Source organism: Streptomyces sp. NPDC015032 (assembly GCF_043080425.1).
Classification (GTDB): Bacteria; Actinomycetota; Actinomycetes; order Streptomycetales; family Streptomycetaceae; genus Streptomyces.
In genome coordinates this window covers 221,591-238,485 of sequence record NZ_JBIBVN010000012.1, presented here as the reverse complement: position 1 = coordinate 238,485, position 16,895 = coordinate 221,591, and the positions used below count along the sequence as shown (strand labels likewise).

Here is a 16,895-nt window from a genome sequence, read left to right as displayed (position 1 = left end):
GCCCACTCCGTCAGATTCACGCCCTGACAACGACACTCACTCGCACATGGTTACGCTCACCTACCCGACCTCGATGCCCAGCAGTTGAAAACCCCTCACCTATGCGCGAGTTCCAGGAATCCTTCCGGGTCTGGAGCCCTGACTTCATCCCGAAGTGGGAGACGGCCGGCCCGGACATGGAAGTGGACCTGAAGCGTGGGCAGTCACTCCTTCTGCCGAGAGGGTGGGTCCACAACCCTCACGTCCTGGACTCCGACGAGCGGAGTGTTCACCTCACGTTCGCGATCCGCGAGCGTACTCCCCTCTGGATCGCGGAAAAACTCATTGCCGCAGCGATCGAGCAGCCGGAGTTCCGCCGAGTGATCACGCCCGGCGATCTCCTGAGCACGACGCACCTCGCCAGTCGCGTGCAGGAGGTCCGGCAGGCGCTGATGACGTACCTCGCAGAGATTGACGTGACCCAACTCGCGCCGGCTGTATGTCAGGCCGCTGTAACCGAGCTGGAGTACACCACATAGCTGTACGTCCCCGACGGAATGAATGAGAGGCCCGGAACCCTGGCGGGTTCCGGGCCTTCCGTGTCATACGGGGCGTATCACTGGGCCGCGCCGACGACGTTCTTCTCCTCGGCGAAGTGGCAGGCCGACTCGTGCGCGGCCGGCGTGTCCGCGCCCTTGAAGCGCTCCGGGATCGCCAGCAGTGGCATCTCCGTGGAGCACTTGTCCTGGACCTTCCAGCAGCGCGTACGGAAGCGGCAGCCCGACGGCGGGTTCGCCGGGGACGGGACGTCTCCGACGAGGATGATCCGCTCGCGGCCCTCGCGGGCCTCCGGGTCCGGGACCGGGACCGCCGACAGCAGCGCCTGGGTGTAGGGGTGCGTCGGGTGGTCGTAGATCTCCGTGTCCGTACCGATCTCGGCCATCTGGCCGAGGTACATCACGCCGACCCGGTCGGAGATGTGCCGGACGATGGACAGGTCGTGCGCGATGAAGAGGTAGGAGAGGTTGAACTCGTCCTGGAGCTTCCCCATCAGGTTGATGACCTGCGCCTGCACCGACACGTCGAGCGCGGAGACCGGCTCGTCGCAGATGATGATCTCCGGGTTGAGCGCGAGGCCGCGGGCGATGCCGATGCGCTGGCGCTGGCCGCCGGAGAACTGGTGCGGATAGCGGTTGATGTACTCCGGGTTGAGCCCGACGACGTCCAGCAGGTCCTGGACCTTGCGGCGCCGGTCGCCCTTCGGGGCCACCTCGGGGTGGATCTCGAAGGTCTCCCCGATGATGTCGCCGACCGTCATACGCGGGTTCAGCGAGGTGTACGGGTCCTGGAACACCATCTGGATGTTGCGGCGCACGGCCTTGAGCGCGCGCCCCGACAGCTTGGTGATGTCCTGGCCCTTGTAGAAGACCTCGCCGGCGGTGGCCCGCTCCAGCGTCATCAGGAGCTTGGCGACGGTGGACTTGCCGCAGCCGGACTCGCCCACGATGCCGAGCGTCTCGCCCTGGTACAGGTCGAACGAGACGCCGTCCACGGCCTTGACCGCGCCGACCTGCTTCTTGAACAGGATGCCCTGGGTCAGCGGGAAGTGCTTGACCAGGTTGCGGACCTGGAGGATCGGCTCGCCCTTCGACACCGGCGCGTCGATGGCGGCGACCGCCTCCGCCTCGGTGGCGGCGTCGACCGTCTCCACTTCGCTGACGTTCGGGGTGGCGTCCACGGACTCCTTCTTGATGTCAGCCATGGATCGTCTCCTTCCAGAAGTGGCAGGCGCTGCCGCGGCCGGCCAGCTCGGTGCCGTCCTGCTCGGTCACCGGGCTCAGCACCGGGATGTCCGTACGGCAGATGTCCTGCGCCATCGTGCAGCGCGGGTTGAAGGCACAACCCGTGGGGACGTTGAGCAGGTTGGGCGGCAGACCCTTGATCGCGAAGAGCTCCTGGCCCTTCTGGTCCAGGCGCGGGATCGACTCCAGCAGGCCCTTGGTGTAGGGGTGCGCCGGGCGCTTGTAGATCTCGTGGACCGGGGCGGTCTCGACGATCCGGCCCGCGTACATCACGGCGATCTTGTCGGCGACGTCCGCGACGACCCCGAGGTCGTGCGTGATCAGGATCAGGCCCATGTTGTACTCGCGCTGGAGCTCCGCGAGAAGGTCCATCACCTGGGCCTGGACGGTCACGTCGAGCGCGGTGGTCGGCTCGTCGGCGATGATCAGGTCCGGCTCCAGCGCCAGTGCCATGGCGATCATGATGCGCTGGCGCATACCGCCGGAGAACTGGTGCGGGTAGTCCGAGACCCGGGCCTTGGCGGCCGGGATCTTGACCTGGTCCATCAGCTCGATGGCCTTGGCCTTGGCTTCCTTCTTGGACAGGCCCTGGTGGACCCGGAACATCTCGCCGAGCTGATAGCCGACGGTGAGGACCGGGTTCAGCGAGGACAGCGCGTCCTGGAAGATCATCGCGATCTTCTGGCCACGGATCTTCCGGCGCTCCTCGTAGGACATCTTGAGCATGTCCTGGCCGCGGAAGAAGATCTCGCCCTGCGGGATCTTGCCCGGCGGCATGTCGAGGATGCCCATGACGGCCTGGGCCGTCACGGACTTGCCGGAGCCGGACTCGCCGAGCACGGCGAGCGTCTCACCGGCGTCCACGCTGTAGTTGACGCCGTTGACCGCCTTGGCCACACCGTCGCGGGTGTGGAACTCCACGTGCAGGTCACGGACTTCGAGCAGCGGGCCGACGTGGTCGTCACCCGAGCGTGCGGACGGGACTTCGGCGGTCTTGTCGATGGTGGTCACGTTCGCCCTCCTTATCGCATCTTCGGGTCGAGGGCGTTGCGGACCGCTTCGCCGAGCATGATGAACGCCAGAACGGTGATGCTGAGCATGATCGACGGGTACAGCAGGATGTGCTGCGCGACGCGGATCTGGCTGGCGCCACCGGAGATGTCGATGCCCCACGAGATCGTCGGGGCGGCAAGACCGAGGCCCAGGTACGACAGGGTCGCCTCGGCCGAGATGTAGACACCGAGCGAGATCGTCGCGACGACGATCACCGGGGCCATGGCGTTCGGCAGGATGTGCCGGAAGAGGATCCGGCCGGTGCCGGCGCCCAGCGCCCTGGCGGCCTGTACGTAGTCCGCCTGCTTGATGGTGATGACCGCACCGCGCATGACACGGGCGATCTGGGTCCAGCCGAGGAACGCCAGGGCGAAGACGACCACCCAGACCGTGCGCTCGGTGAAGGCCTGGAGAACGACCATGGCGCCGAGCAGGAACGGGACACCCAGGAAGATGTTGGTGAAGCCGGACAGGATCGCGTCGACCCAGCCGCCGAAGTAGCCGGCCAGCATTCCGATGAGACCGCCGAAGACGGTCACCAGCGCGGTGACACAGACACCGACGATCACCGAGGCGCGGGTGCCGTAGATGACACGCGCGTAGACACTGCGGCCCTGGCCGTCGTAGCCGAGCCACTCGGGCGAGCCGACCTTGCTCAGTTCGGGCTTGCCGAGGAAGTGGTGCACCAGGTCGCCCGCGGTCGGCGACGCGTCGGTGAAGAGTCCCGGGAACGCGGTGATCACGAGCAGGATCGCGATGAGCACCGACGACACGATGAAGTACCAGTTGCGCCGCAGGTCCGCCCAGGCGTCGCCCCAGAGGCTGCGGGCCTTCTCGGGCTTCGCGGCCGCCGACTGCGCGACGGGAGCCTTGGCGTCCTCGGGCGCGGGTGCGGTCTTGGTCACGTCAGGCATAACGGATCCTCGGGTCCAGGACCGCGTACAGCAGGTCGACGATGAGGCTCATGAACAGGTAGACGAGCACCAGGATGGTGACGAGGCCGACGAGTGTCGTGCCTTCACGCTTGACGATCGACTCGTAGATCGTGCCACCGATGCCCTTGACGTTGAACAGTCCCTCGGTGACGACCGCGCCACCCATCAGGGCGCCCAGGTCCGTACCGAGGAAGGTGATGACGGGGATCAGCGAGTTGCGCATCAGGTGCACCCCGATGATGCGGCGCTTGGGAAGTCCCTTGGCCACCGCCGTGCGCATGTAGTCCGAGCGAAGGTTCTCGGCCATGGTCGTACGCGTGAGCCGCGCCACGTAGGCCAACGAGAGCGATCCCAGGACGATCGCGGGCGTGAACAGTTCGCCCCACGTCGCATCGCTGGACACATTGGGCGCGATCCAGTCGAGCTGGAAGGCGAACACCGTCTTGACGATGAAGCCGAGCACGAAGACCGGGATCGAGATGATCAGCAGGGTGAGAATCAGGACCACATTGTCGGTGAGCCGGCCGGCACGCAGACCGGCGGCCATGCCGAGACCGAGACCGAGGACGATCTCGATCACGAAGGCCATGGCGGCCAGACGCAGCGTGACGGGGAAGGCGTCGCCGAGTACGTCGGTCACCGGACGGCCGCTGGCAATCTGAGTACCGAAATCACCATGCAGGATGATGCCTGTCATGTAATTCCAGTACTGCTGCAGGATCGGCTGGTCCAGTCCCAGCTTGTGCCGCATGGCGGCGAGGGTCGCGGGATCCACGCCCTTGTCCCCGAACAGCCCGCGCACGGGGTCGCCGGGCAGCGTATAGACCATCAGGAAGATCAGCAGAGTCGTCCCGAGGAAGACCGGGATCATCTGGAGCAGTCGTCGTGCGACATAGCGCCCCATCATGCCTCCATGTAATAGGCGGGCGGCAGCCGACGGGCCCTCCCCCGCCCCGACTCCCCCTGTGGGGTCGTCAATTGCGTGGAAGGGCCCCCCGGCCACTGCGTGCGGTCGGCGCGGACCGTCCTCAGTGTCGGTCCCGCGCCGGCGCGCGGACTATGTCGGTGACTACTTCTTGACTTCGATCTGCGTCAGGATCGGGTCGCCGTCCTGGGCGTAGTCGACGTTCTGGACCTTCTCCGAGTATCCGGCGTTGACCTTGTAGTACCAGAGCGGGATGGAGGGCATGTAGTTCACCAGCTCCTTCTCGATCTTCTGGTAGGCCGCGACGGACTCGTCGAGGGAGGCCGCGGAGTCGGCCTTCTTGATCTCCGCGTCCAGCGCCTTGTTCGAGAAGTCACCCTGGTTGCCGGCGGCACCGGTACGGAACAGGTCCGAGATGAAGTTCGCGTTCACCGGGTAGTCGAGCACCCAGCCGGAGCGGTACATGGACTTGACCTGCTTGGCGTCACGGGCGTTCGTGTCGGCCTGGAAGTCGGCCTTCGAGTCGCCGGTGCACTTGACGCCGGTCGCCTGGGTGATGCTGTTGCAGACAGCCTCGACCCATTCCTTGTGACCGCCATCGGCGTTGAACTGGATGGAGATGGCGTTCTTCGGGACGCCGCCACCATCCTTGATGAGCTGCTTGGCCTTCGCCGGGTCGTACTTGGTGATGTCGCCCGTGGCGTTGGGCTGGTAACCGAGAACACCCTTGGCGACCCAGCCGGTGGCGGGCTCGCGGGTGCCCTGGAGCACCGTCTTGGTGATGGTGTTCCGGTCGATCGCCATCGACAGGCCCTGGAGGACCTTCGGGTCGACGCCCTTCCACTGGTCGGTGTAGAAGGCGACGGCAATGGTCTGGACGGCGGAGTACGCCTTGTCCACGGCGCGGTCACCGAGGTCGGCACGGTAGACCGGGAGGTCCTTCGGGCCGATCTGGCGCAGCACGTCGACGTTGCCGGACTTCAGGTCCTCGTAGGCGGTCTCGAGGGTGGTGTAGTTCTTGAAGATCACACCACCGTTCTTCGCCTTGTCCGGGCCCTGGTAGTCGTCGTTGCGGACGACCTTGATCTGCTTCTTGTGGTCCCAGCTGACGAACTTGTAGGCGCCGTTGCCGACCGGCTTCTCACCGGCGGCCTTCGGGTCCTTGTAGAAGGACTCGGGAAGCGGGGAGAAGACCGTGTAGCCGAGCTTGTACGAGAAGTACGGCAGCGGGGCGTTGAGCTCGATGGTGAAGGTGTTGTCGTCGACGACCTTCAGGCCGGACATCGCGTCCGACTTCGGCTTGGCCTTGGCGTCCTCGGGGTGGACATCGGTGTAGCCCTTGATGTCACTGAACCAGGAGGCGTTCTTCTGGTTGTTCTTGATGCTCGCGGCCCAGTTCCACGCGTTGACGTAGGACTTGGCGGTGACCGGCGTTCCGTCGTGGAACTTCCAGCCCTTCTTGAGCTTGACCGTCCAGAGCTTGCTGTCCTTGGTCTCGACAGACTCCGCGTTGACCATGACGAGCTTGCCGGCCGGGTCGTAGTCGACGAGCTGCGAGAAGACCGCGTCGGTGACGATGCTGCCGTTCGACTCCATCGTGTTCGCCGGCTGCAGCGGGTTCTGCGGCTCACCGACCTCGACGGAGAAGATGCCGTCGGCGTTGACAGCCCCCTTGGCGCCGTCGCCCCCCTTGCCCTTGTCACTGTCGCCGCCGCCACAGGCGGTCGCAGCCAGGGCGATGATTGCCGCTCCCGCGACCCACTTGGCGCTCTTGGCACCACGCATGGGTTTCCTCCTCATGAGTCCACTTTTGACTACAAGAGGGGCACTGCAGTGATACACCGACACCCCTGACGGCGATCGTTCCAGTGCCCCGAGTGTGCTCGTGAGTCGGCACTCCCCACAGTGCGTGACCCATTGACCCGAGCTCAATGGAGCCAACTATTAAGTACAGGCGGGCCGTAAACCACACTTAAAGGGTCTCGGTTTGACAACATCACCGAGGCATGGTTGCCCGAAATCCGGACAAAATGATCCCAGACAGACGCGCCCGAAACGGACCGTTAACACATGTTCCGGAGAGCGACGCTCGATAACCGGACACCTCGAACAGGAAAACGAGTTGACGAAACGACCGGGCCCCCACAGTGTCTGCGGGGGCCCGGGTCTCATGTCAATGGCTCAGATGGCTCATCCTGACGAGCCATCGGCCGACGGCTCGTCAGCGCTTGGCGCGCGACGCGGCACGGCCGCGCTCCTTCTGGTCCAGGACGACCTTGCGGATACGGACCGTCTCCGGGGTCACCTCGATGCACTCGTCCTCGCGGCAGAACTCCAGGGACTGCTCCAGGGAGAGCTTGCGGGCCGGCACCACGTTCTCCGTGGTGTCCGCGGAAGCCGCACGCATGTTGGTGAGCTTCTTCTCCTTGGTGATGTTCACGTCCATGTCGTCGGCGCGGGAGTTCTCGCCGATGATCATGCCCTCGTAGACCTCGGTGCCGGCCTCGGTGAAGATGACACCGCGCTCCTGGAGGTTGACCATCGCGAACGGCGTCACGGAGCCCGCGCGGTCGGCGACCAGCGAGCCGTTGTGACGGGTGCGCAGCTCACCGAACCACGGCTCGTGGCCCTCGAAGATGGAGTGCGCGATGCCCGTACCGCGGGTCTGCGTCAGGAACTCCGTACGGAAACCGATGAGGCCGCGGGACGGAACGATCCACTCCATGCGGACCCAGCCCGAACCGTGGTTCGTCATCGTCTCCATACGGCCCTTGCGGGTCGCCATCAGCTGGGTGATCGCGCCGAGGTGCTCCTCGGGGGAGTCGATCGTCATGCGCTCGATCGGCTCGTGCGTCTTGCCGTCGACCTGCTTGGTGACGACCTCCGGCTTGCCGACCGTGAGCTCGAAGCCCTCACGGCGCATCTGCTCGACGAGGATGGCCAGCGCGAGCTCGCCGCGGCCCTGGACCTCCCAGGCGTCGGGGCGCTCGGTGTCCAGGACGCGGAGCGAGACGTTACCGATCAGCTCGCGGTCGAGGCGGTCCTTCACCTGACGGGCGGTGACCTTGTGGCCCTTGCCGCCCTTGCCGACGAGCGGCGAGGTGTTCGTACCGATGGTCATCGAGATGGCCGGCTCGTCGACCGTGATCAGCGGCAGCGCGATCGGGTTCTCGGGGTCGGCCAGGGTCTCGCCGATCATGATGTCCGGGATACCGGCGATGGCGCAGATGTCGCCCGGGCCCGCCTTGTCGGCCGGCTTGCGGGTGAGCGCCTCGGTCATCAGCAGCTCGGTGATGCGGACGTTGGACATCGTGCCGTCGCGCTTGATCCAGGTGACGGTCTGGCCCTTGCTCAGCTCGCCCTGCTCGACGCGGCAGAGCGCGATGCGGCCGAGGAAGTTGTCGGCGTCCAGGTTGGTGACGTGCGCCTGGAGCGGCGCCTCGTCGTCGTACTCCGGGGCCGGGACGTGCGACAGGATCGTGGAGAAGAACGGCTCCAGGTTGTCGCTGTCCGGCGGGACGGTGCCGTCCTCGGGCTTGGTCAGCGAGGCCACGCCGTCACGGGCGCAGGCGTAGACGATCGGGAACTCGATCTGGTCCTCGTCCGCGTCCAGGTCCAGGAAGAGGTCGTACGTCTCGTCGACGACCTCGGCGATCCGGGAGTCGGGGCGGTCCGTCTTGTTGATGCAGAGGATGACCGGCATCTTCGCGGCGAGCGCCTTGCGCAGCACGAAGCGGGTCTGCGGGAGCGGGCCCTCGGAGGCGTCGACGAGCAGGACGACCGCGTCCACCATCGACAGACCGCGCTCGACCTCGCCGCCGAAGTCGGCGTGGCCCGGGGTGTCGATGATGTTGATCGTGATCGGGTCCCCGCCGTCCTTGGGGTGGTACTTCACCGCCGTGTTCTTGGCGAGGATCGTGATGCCCTTCTCACGCTCCAGGTCGTTCGAGTCCATCATGCGTTCGTCGAGGTTCTCGGCGGCGTGCGCGGCGAAGGCGCCGGCCTGCCTGAGCATGGCGTCGACCAGCGTGGTCTTGCCGTGGTCGACGTGGGCGACGATGGCTACGTTACGGATGTCGTGGCGCGTGGGCATGTGTGGCTAGCGCTTCTCTCGGGTCGTGGATCAGGCGTCTCAGTCGGTCTCGGGTCCTCGTACGCCCACCGGGCGGACGCGCCACGGCTACCCACCATGGTACGGGGCTGGAGCCGTGGCGGCTTCCCGGGCAAGTGCTACCGGCCGCAGTACAGGCGCGCGGCCTCGCGGGCGGCGGCCGGCGCATGCGCGCGCAGCGGCTCGTCGCAGTCGGGCATCCCGCCACCCGAATCCCGGGCCGAGGTGCCGGGCGAGCACGAACAGGACGGCGTCCGGATCCGGCTTCGGGCCGTCGGACCGCGGGGACGCCATGTCCGTACGCAGCCGCCGCACGGGCTCGGTGAACCCGGTGCGCCCGGCGGTGACCCGGTGGGGCTCCGTGACGCCGTCGGGCACCGGGAGGCGCCGGGTGTTGAACCAGGTGTACGTGCCGTTCTCGCAGGCCCGGGCGTCGGGGACGAGGACCCGCTCCGCGCCGGTCCGCCCGGACGTCGTCGCGCCGGCCGCCGGTGGCTGCCCGCGGGTGGCCCCGTCGCCCGACGTACAGACGCTCGCGCCCGTCACCAGGATGGCGACGGTGGCCGCAGCCGCCGGTGTCCGCTTCGTGTTTCCGCCCCCGTGGCCATGTCTTCCGGTGAATTTCACCGGTGGTCATGACCACGGTCCCCGGGCGGAGACGGCAGACACGGGGCTTGAGCAACTTCAGAGGTGGGGCTCCGAAGCGGCTGCTCCGAGACGGGACCCGGTGCCGGGGCTCCGGGGTGGGGGGATCGGAGGTGGGGGGATGAACGGCCACCCGGGTCGGCGGGCATCCACGACCTTGCCCGCCGGGGCTCCGGCGGGCAAGGAACTTGAGCCAGTTCTGAGCTTTTGACCCTGTTCTGACCTGCTACTTCTTCTTGTTCGCCGGGGCTCCGGCGGCCTGCGGCTTCTTGAAGCCGATGTCCTGGTAGCGGGGTGTCCCGAAGCCGAAGGCGCCGACGTTCGCCAGCTTTCTGTTCGTCGCCACGAGCTGCGGGCGCTGGTAGAGCGGGATCGATCCTGCGGCGGCCCAGATCCGGGCGTCCGCCTCCTTCATCAGGTCCCGGGCGGCCCCCTCGTCGAGCTCCGCGGCCGCCTGGTCGAAGAGCTGGTCGATGTGGTCCGTACCGACGCGGGTGTAGTTCTGCTCGACCAGCAGCGAGCCGTCGGTGGCGGGTACCGGCTTGGCGAAGATCGGACGGTCGTCGGTCGCCGGGTAGGCGGTGGCGGGCCAGGAGTACAGCGCCAGGTCGTAGTCGCCGGAAGCGATGTGGTCCTGGAAGTAGCTGTCGTCGGCGACCTTGGTGACCGACGTGCCGATGCCGATCGAATCGAGCATCGCCGAGATCTTGTCCCCGACGGCACGCAGCGGCTCCGAGCCGGGACCGGACGGCAGGACGAAGCGCAGGGTCAGCGGCTTGCCGTCCTTGCCGAGCGGACCGCGGCGGGCGTCGGGGGCCTGGGCGGGGGCCGCGGTACCCGCGGGGGCGTACGCGCCGGTGGCGCCCCCGGGCCGCTCGTCCTGGGCCACGGCCCCGGCGGGAGCGTCCTCGGAGATCGCGGTCCCGGCCAGGCTTCCGGCCTGGCGCAGCAGGGCGGCACCGTGGAACGCGGCAGCGGTGGCGGGGGCGAGGATCCGGGCCGTGCTGCCGGACGCCCTGCCGTCGCCGGGCTTGTTGTCGTCGCCCACGGTGTACAGGCCGTCGTCGGCCGCGGGCTCGCGCCCGTGCAGGTGGGCTGCGGCACCGGACTTGCCGTCGTCGGAATGGCCGTCCTTGCCGTCGTCGGACTGGTCACCCTTGCCGGACACCGTGTCCTTGTCCTTCGTGCCCTTCTTCCCGGCCTCGCTGCCCGCCTTGGTGCCGTCCGGCTTCTTGACCGCGCCCTCCCGCGTCCAGCCCGCGTCGGCCAGCAGCGCCCGCGCCTCGTCGGCATCGTGCCCGCCGAGTGCGCCGCTGCTGTCCTTGTACGCCGGCTGCCCGGCCAGGGCCACATGGCTGCCGGGCGGCACGGCGGGCAGGCCGAGCGGTTTGAGTACGGTGTCGGCGAGCTCCTGGCGGTTCAGGGCCCGGGCGACCGCCCGGCGCACCCGGTCGTCGGCGAGCGGCCCGGACCCGCCGTTCAGCGCGAGCTGGGTGTAGGCGGGCTCCAGCGACTTGCGGACCACGTACGCGCGCAGTCCGCCCTGCTCGGCGGCGTACGCCTCGGCGGCCGCCCGGTTCTTCTCCCTGGCCTCCTGCGCGGCCGCCGCCTCCTCCTCGTTCGAGCCGTGCGCCATGGCCCAGGAGCGCAGCGCGGCGGCCGGGCCGGCCTCGGAACCGGGGCCCTGGGCGAGCGGCTGTCCGTTCCCGCCCCCGCTCCGGCCCGCCTGCGCGATGCGGTCCGCGGTCGCGGCGTCGATGTCGGCGATGTCGGCCTTCCCCTCGGTCAGCGCCCGGGTGCGGTCCTGCGGCTTGACGGCCCGGAAGACCAGGGTGTCGAGCTTGGCCGGGCTGCCCCACCAGCGCGGACTGCGGTCCAGGGCGACCTCGCCCGTCTTCATGTCCACGCCGCGCAGCCGGAACGGTCCCGCGGTGGCCTTGAGGGTGGTCCGCGCGCCGTCGTTGAAGGCGCTCGGGGTGCCGGTCACCTCCTTCGGGTACAGCGGGGAGAAGAGCGCGCGCCAGTCGGCGTACGGCTTGGCGAAGGTGACCCGGACCTCCAGGTCGTCCGCGCCGCGCTCGATCTTCTCGATCCGCTCGTAGCCGGCGTTGCGGGCGGTCCAGTACGCCGAGTCCTTGCCGTTCAGCGCCCGCCACTGGGCGACGAAGTCGGACGCCCCGATCTCCCGCCCGTCGCTCCACACCGCCTGCTGGTTGAGCCGGTAGAGCACCACCTGCCTGGGCTCGCGCTCGACCACCTTCGCGGACTCCAGATAGTCCGGGTTGAGCTGCGGCCTGCCCTGTGCGTCCAGTGGGAAGAGCGTCGGCAGCAGGGCGCCGGTGATACGGGTGGTGGAGCTGTCGGCGTCGGCCTGGAAGGCGTTGAGGGTGGTGGGCATCGCGTCGATCGCCCAGGTGGCCGTGGAGCCCATGGTCACCGTGGACCGGGCCGCGGCCGCGACGTCCTGCGGGACCACGGTGGCGGCCGTGCCGCTGTCGTCGGAGCTGCAGCCGGCCAGTACGGGGAGCGTCAGCACACCCGTCGTGAGGAGCGCGAGCGAGCGGCGCTTTCGGGCCGTCCCCCGCGGGACGCCGACGTGGGACATGGCTGATACCTCCGAGGCCGTCCCGGCCCACCCACACCGGGGTGGACCGGATTGTGCGTTTCTGGTGGCATATGCAGTTGATCACACCGATTTCGTCCATCCACTGAAGGCGCCCCCGCGCGAGAGGCGGCGCAGACACGGCGCAGCGCACCCCGAACCTCACCCGCGCGGCGGAACGCCCGCGGGAGACCGGAAGGCCCCGCACCCTTCGCAACGGAGGTGTGGCGCGCGGCACTCTCAGGCGCATGAACATGACCACCCGCGACCGCGGAAGTGAGAGCAAGTCATGTCACTGCGCGAAGAATTGACGGCAGGACACCTGCCACGCGGTGCGCGACCACGAGGAGAACAAGACGGCGTTCGCCGGACCGCGCTTCCTGATGCGGATCGCCGAGCTGGACACGCACCCCTTCGACGCCGCCGAGCCGAGATCGGCCAGGCGGTGTCGGCGGCACCGATGCCGAAGCGGTGCCCGATCGCGGCCGGAGGGGCGGCCGGTCACTTCCCGACCAGTCGGCCGATCAGCTCGGCCGCCTCGGCGACGGTGCGGCGTTCGGCCCCGTCCAGCTCGGCGGCGATGGCCTCGGCGAGCCAGTTGTGCTTGGCGGCCCGGCCCGCGGCGAGCGTGGTGCGCCCGGTACCGGTAATCGATATCACCGACTTCCGCCCGTCGGCCGGATCGGGCGCCCGCTCGACGAGCCCCTGGCTCTCCAGCGCGCCGAGAGTCAGCCGCATGGACTGCGGACGTACGTACTCGGCGCGGGCCAGCGCGGCCGTGGTGGCCGGGCCCTCACCGTCCAGTCTGGCGAGCACCGAGCGCTGGGCCGGCGTGAGCGGGCTGTCCGACGACGTGGTGCGCAACCGTCGCAGCAATCGGCTGACCGCGGCGGTGAGCTGCGTCGCCAATTGCTCGGCAGTCGGCTCGACGCGGGGGTCGGCAGATCGGGATTCGGTCGGTTCCGGCATGGCTTCACCGTAAAAGATGCGCAGGCCACCTTGCAAGGTTACCTGTCTTTTATTGGATGGTCTTGCCCGTCAAGCAGCCAGCGATCTAGGGTGAATGCGCTTTCAAAAGAGGATCGGTACCTGCAACAGCAGGTACTTCGGTACGGAAGAAGAAGAGACGGTCGGTCGAGTGAGCGCCCCAACGGTGTACGACGTCGCCGAGCGGTCTGGCGTCTCCATTGCCACGGTCTCGCGGGTCTACCGCACCCCCGATTCGGTACGCGCCCAGACCCGCGAGCGGGTCCTCGAAGCCGCCCGCCAGCTCGGTTACGTACCCAGCGGGAACGCCAGGGGCCTGGCCAGCCGGACCACCGGCGTACTCGGCCTCTGCTTCCCCGACATGGCCGATCCCGATGCAGAGGCCGACGCGGAGGCCGACAGCGACGCCGACGACGCGGTGATGCTGTACTCCGACCAGATCATCCGCGGCATGGAGCGGGCGGCACGCCGGCACGGTTACGCGCTGCTGATCGCCGCCTCGCTGAAGGGCGGACGGGAGAGCGTCGCGAAGGTCGCGGGACGGGTCGACGGCTTCGCCGTGCTGGCGCGGACCGTGCCGACCGAGGACCTCGAAGTGATATCGCGCCGGCTTCCGGTGGTGATGCTCGCCGGACCGCGCGAGATCGACCATCTCGACCACATCGTCGTCGCGAACCTCGACGGGGAGCGGGAACTGGCCCGCCATCTGATCGAGGACCACGGGCTGCGCAGACTCGCGTTCGTCGGGGGCGAAGCCGACTCGCCGGACGCCGAGGCGCGGTTCCAGGGCTTCCAGGAGGCATGCCGCGCCGCCGGACTGCCGGTGCCGGACGAGCCGGACCTGCGGGCCGAGCTGATGACGCAGGCCGAGGGCGCGCGGGCCGCGGAGGCGCTGCTCGACCGGCCCGGCGAACGGCCGGAGGGGGTGCTCTTCGCCAACGACCAGATGGCGGTGGGCGCGCTGCGCGCACTGGAGCGGCGCGGGGTGCGGGTGCCCGAGGACATCGCGGTGACCGGCTTCGACGGGATTCCGCTGAGCCGGATCGTACGGCCGCCGCTGACGACCGTACGCCAGCCGATCCGCCAACTGGGCGAGCAGGCTGTCGAGTTGCTGGTGCAGCGCCTGGGCGACAGCGGACGCGACCCGGTATCGCTGATGCTCCCGGTGTCCCTGGTCCGCCGGGCGAGCTGCGGCTGCGGCTGACGAGGCGGGCGGCAGGCGGTCCGGGCCGGTCCGCCGCCCGCCGCCCGAGCGGGTGCCGGGCACCCGGTCGCTGGGCACCGGAGCGGGGCCAAGACGCCCCTGGTCACCGCTGGCGGACGGGGCCGCCCCGTCCGCGGCGCCGCCCGGCTCAGCGCCCGAGCCACGCCCCGAAGAACCGCCGACGGGCTGCCCGCAGCTCCTCCGTCTCCGCCGCCAGCCCCTCGTGCTCGAAGTGCCCCGCACTCAGCACCTGGAGCTCGTGCTCGCCCGCCAGCGCGTTGTGCACGGCGAACTGCCCCGGCGGCGGCACCGAGGGGTCGAAGAGCGCCGCGGCCACCAGCACGGGAAGCTCCAGCCGGGTCGCGGCCGTGGCGGCGTCGAAGTAGCGCAGCACCTCCGTGACCTCCGGGTGCTCCCGGTGGTACCCGCGCACCGCCTCCCCGCTCCCCGCGCACGGCAGGGTGAGCCGCAGCGGATGGTTGCCGAAGGTCGGCACCGTCAGCTGCCCGGCCGCGAACCGGTCGTCCCAGGGCAGGGCCAGCGCACCGAGCCCGCCGCCGAAGCTCTCCCCGAGGTATCCGAGCCGCACCGCGCCCTCCCCGGGCACCGGCTCCGGCAGCAGTTCGTGCAGCGCCGACGCCGCGCACCACAGGTCAGCCACGCAGTCGCCGATGACGTAGGTGTCGCGCGACTCGATGCCGTGCAGCACGTGGGCACTGGACACGTCCGGGATGCCGTCCCACAGGCCGCGCGCGCCCATGCCGCGTACGCACGGCAGGATCGCCGCCGACCGGGGCAACGGCAGCGGCACGTCCGGGCCGGGCTCCTGCCGCCCGCCGTAGCCGTGCCCGATGACGAATCCGTACTCCGCGGCCCCCTCGGCGGGCAGCGCGACCCAGCCGCCGAGCCGGACCCCGCCCACCGAGGTGAAGGTCACTCCGTGGATCCGTACGCCGTCGCGCTCCTCCTCCAGCGGGCCGAGCTCCGGCTCCGTGGCGACCTTGCGGGCCTCCTCGTACCGGGCCCGCCAGAAGGCGTCGTAGTCGTCCGGGGCGGCGGGAGCGGGTATGCGCAGCAGGTCGTCGAGCGTGCACCCATAGGCCGGATCGAAGGGGAAGTCATGTGCGAACGAAGCCATGATCACGACAATATCGCCCGGCATCCCGCCCCGCCCATGCCGGTGCGGACCAGCAGTAGCGGATCAATCACGCGAAATCGGTCACATCATTTCCAATTTCACAAACAAGGCGCTTAACGTGCCAAGTTGAACATTCAGATGTCCAGCACGTTGCACGAGTGTGACCTAGCACCCTCTTGCGGATTCCCGAATCCCTGTCGCAGAGTGATGTATGCGCTTACAGGCAGCGCATACATTCGGATTGCTCGAGGAGGAGCCCTCCATGCCCCGCACCGCCAGAAACGTTTCGGTCGGTATCGCAGTCGCGACCGCGCTCACCTTCGGTATCACCGCGTGCGGCAGTTCCGGTGGCGACGACGTCGCCGCGGACAAGAAGCAGACGATCACCGTCTGGGCCATGGGGGCCGAGGGCGAGAAGCTCGCGGATGTGGCCAAGGAGTACACCAAGGCCAACCCGAACGTGACCGTGAAGGTGACCCCGGTCGGCTGGGACGTCGCCCACCAGAAGCTGGTCTCCGCGGCCGCCGCCGGCACCCTGCCGGACGTGGCGCAGATGGGCGGCAGTTACATGGGCGAGTTCGCCGAGCTCGGTGTGCTGGAGCCGGTCGACACGAAGACGTTCAACGAGAAGGACTTCTTCCCGGCCGGCTGGAAGCAGGGCGTGGTGGACGGTCAGGCGTACGGCGTGCCGTGGTACGTCGACACCCGCGTCCTCTACTACCGCACCGACCTGGCCGAGAAGGCGGGCGTCACCAAGGCTCCGACCGACTGGAAGGAGATGCAGGACCTCGCCTCGGCCTACCAGAAGAAGGCCGGGACCAAGTGGGGCCTGTCCATCCAGCCGAGCGGCCTGGACACGGTGCAGAACTTCTACTCCTTCCTGTACTCGGCCGGCGGCGAGATCGTCGACGACAAGGGCAAGGTCGTCATCGACAGCCCGGAGGCCGTCAAGGCCCTCAAGGAGTACGGCTCGTACTTCGACAAGGGGCTCTCCAACAAGTCCGTGCAGCCCGGCTACGACGTGGTGAAGGACTTCGGCAACGGCCGCGTCCCGATGTTCTTCGGCGGCCCCTGGCACGTCACCCTGCTGAACGAGGGCCAGCCGCAGATCAAGGGCAAGTGGGCGGTGGCCAACGTGCCCGCCGACAAGTCCTCCGTCTCCATGGCCGGCGGTTCCTCCCTGGTCGTCTCCAAGGACAGCAAGCACAAGGCGGCGGCCACCGAGTTCATCAAGTACCTGACGGACACCAAGGGCCAGGCCGACTGGTACAAGCGCACCAAGGACCTGCCGGCCAACACCTCCGCCTGGACCTCCGGCGGCCTCGCCGACGACGCCGACCTCCAGGTCTTCAAGAAGCAGATGGACACCGCCAAGTCCTCCCCGTCGCTGTCCAACTGGACCGAGATCACCGACAAGGTCGACCAGGCCATCGCCAAGGTCACCCAGGGCAAGGCGTCCGCCGAGGACGCGCTCAAGACGGCCCAGTCCGAAATCGAAGGCCTCGTGAAGTAGG

13 protein-coding genes and 1 pseudogene are annotated in these 16,895 nt (G+C 68.6%); 4 read left to right on the top strand and 10 right to left on the bottom strand.

Annotation, left to right across the window (positions count from 1 at the left end; genetic code table 11):
• Window positions 1-101 precede the first annotated feature (101 nt).
• Complete coding sequence (locus ACF08M_RS19845) at window positions 102-518, top strand: hypothetical protein (RefSeq protein ID WP_392186545.1); 417 nt, start codon at window positions 102-104, stop codon at window positions 516-518.
• A gap of 77 nt (window positions 519-595) precedes the next feature.
• Here the strand turns inward: ACF08M_RS19845 and ACF08M_RS19840 are convergent, their stop codons facing one another.
• The 8 genes from ACF08M_RS19840 to ACF08M_RS19805 form a co-directional block, all read right to left on the bottom strand.
• On the bottom strand, window positions 596-1,741 hold the full coding sequence (locus ACF08M_RS19840) for an ABC transporter ATP-binding protein (protein WP_392186544.1): 1,146 nt from the start codon (window positions 1,739-1,741) through the stop codon (window positions 596-598).
• Window positions 1,734-2,792 carry an ABC transporter ATP-binding protein gene (locus ACF08M_RS19835; RefSeq protein WP_392186543.1) on the bottom strand — a complete coding sequence of 353 codons (1,059 nt, stop codon included), beginning with the start codon at window positions 2,790-2,792 and terminating at the stop codon, window positions 1,734-1,736. Before ACF08M_RS19835 ends, ACF08M_RS19840 begins: the two co-directional genes overlap by 8 nt.
• Window positions 2,793-2,803: 11 nt before the next feature.
• Entirely contained in the window at window positions 2,804-3,748 is a 945-nt protein-coding gene (locus ACF08M_RS19830; protein WP_392186542.1) for an ABC transporter permease, read from the bottom strand.
• The gene (locus ACF08M_RS19825; protein ID WP_392186541.1) at window positions 3,741-4,673 is read right to left on the bottom strand and encodes an ABC transporter permease; all 933 of its coding nucleotides are present in this window, start codon (window positions 4,671-4,673) and stop codon (window positions 3,741-3,743) included. Before ACF08M_RS19825 ends, ACF08M_RS19830 begins: the two co-directional genes overlap by 8 nt.
• Window positions 4,674-4,838: 165 nt before the next feature.
• The gene (locus ACF08M_RS19820) at window positions 4,839-6,479 is read right to left on the bottom strand and encodes an ABC transporter substrate-binding protein (protein WP_392186540.1); all 1,641 of its coding nucleotides are present in this window, start codon (window positions 6,477-6,479) and stop codon (window positions 4,839-4,841) included.
• Between the two features lie 436 nt (window positions 6,480-6,915).
• Complete coding sequence (gene typA, locus ACF08M_RS19815; RefSeq protein WP_392186539.1) at window positions 6,916-8,787, bottom strand: translational GTPase TypA; 1,872 nt, start codon at window positions 8,785-8,787, stop codon at window positions 6,916-6,918.
• Window positions 8,788-8,874: 87 nt separating this feature from the next.
• Window positions 8,875-9,351 carry a hypothetical protein gene (locus tag ACF08M_RS19810; protein ID WP_392186538.1) on the bottom strand — a complete coding sequence of 159 codons (477 nt, stop codon included), beginning with the start codon at window positions 9,349-9,351 and terminating at the stop codon, window positions 8,875-8,877.
• A gap of 325 nt (window positions 9,352-9,676) precedes the next feature.
• A complete protein-coding gene (locus ACF08M_RS19805) occupies window positions 9,677-12,055 on the bottom strand; it encodes an ABC transporter family substrate-binding protein (RefSeq protein WP_392186537.1) in 2,379 nt (792 codons plus the stop codon).
• Between the two features lie 311 nt (window positions 12,056-12,366).
• On the opposite strand from ACF08M_RS19805, the pseudogene ACF08M_RS19800 reads away from it, so the two are divergent.
• Window positions 12,367-12,504, top strand: a pseudogene (locus ACF08M_RS19800) (succinate dehydrogenase/fumarate reductase iron-sulfur subunit); the annotation flags it as partial.
• Window positions 12,505-12,553: 49 nt separating this feature from the next.
• Here ACF08M_RS19800 and ACF08M_RS19795 read toward each other — a convergent pair.
• Window positions 12,554-13,021, bottom strand: a complete 468-nt coding sequence (locus ACF08M_RS19795) for a MarR family winged helix-turn-helix transcriptional regulator (protein ID WP_392186536.1) — start codon at window positions 13,019-13,021, stop codon at window positions 12,554-12,556.
• A 169-nt stretch (window positions 13,022-13,190) separates the two neighbouring features.
• On the opposite strand from ACF08M_RS19795, the gene ACF08M_RS19790 reads away from it, so the two are divergent.
• Window positions 13,191-14,243 carry a LacI family DNA-binding transcriptional regulator gene (locus ACF08M_RS19790; RefSeq protein WP_392186535.1) on the top strand — a complete coding sequence of 351 codons (1,053 nt, stop codon included), beginning with the start codon at window positions 13,191-13,193 and terminating at the stop codon, window positions 14,241-14,243.
• A gap of 148 nt (window positions 14,244-14,391) precedes the next feature.
• Here ACF08M_RS19790 and ACF08M_RS19785 read toward each other — a convergent pair whose 3' ends face one another.
• A complete protein-coding gene (locus ACF08M_RS19785; protein ID WP_392186534.1) occupies window positions 14,392-15,381 on the bottom strand; it encodes an acetylxylan esterase in 990 nt (329 codons plus the stop codon).
• A gap of 262 nt (window positions 15,382-15,643) precedes the next feature.
• Here ACF08M_RS19785 and ACF08M_RS19780 point away from each other — a divergent pair, with 262 nt between their 5' ends.
• Window positions 15,644-16,894, top strand: coding sequence for a sugar ABC transporter substrate-binding protein (locus tag ACF08M_RS19780; RefSeq protein WP_392186533.1), 1,251 nt, complete (start codon window positions 15,644-15,646; stop codon window positions 16,892-16,894).
• The last annotated feature ends 1 nt before the right edge of the window (window position 16,895 follow it).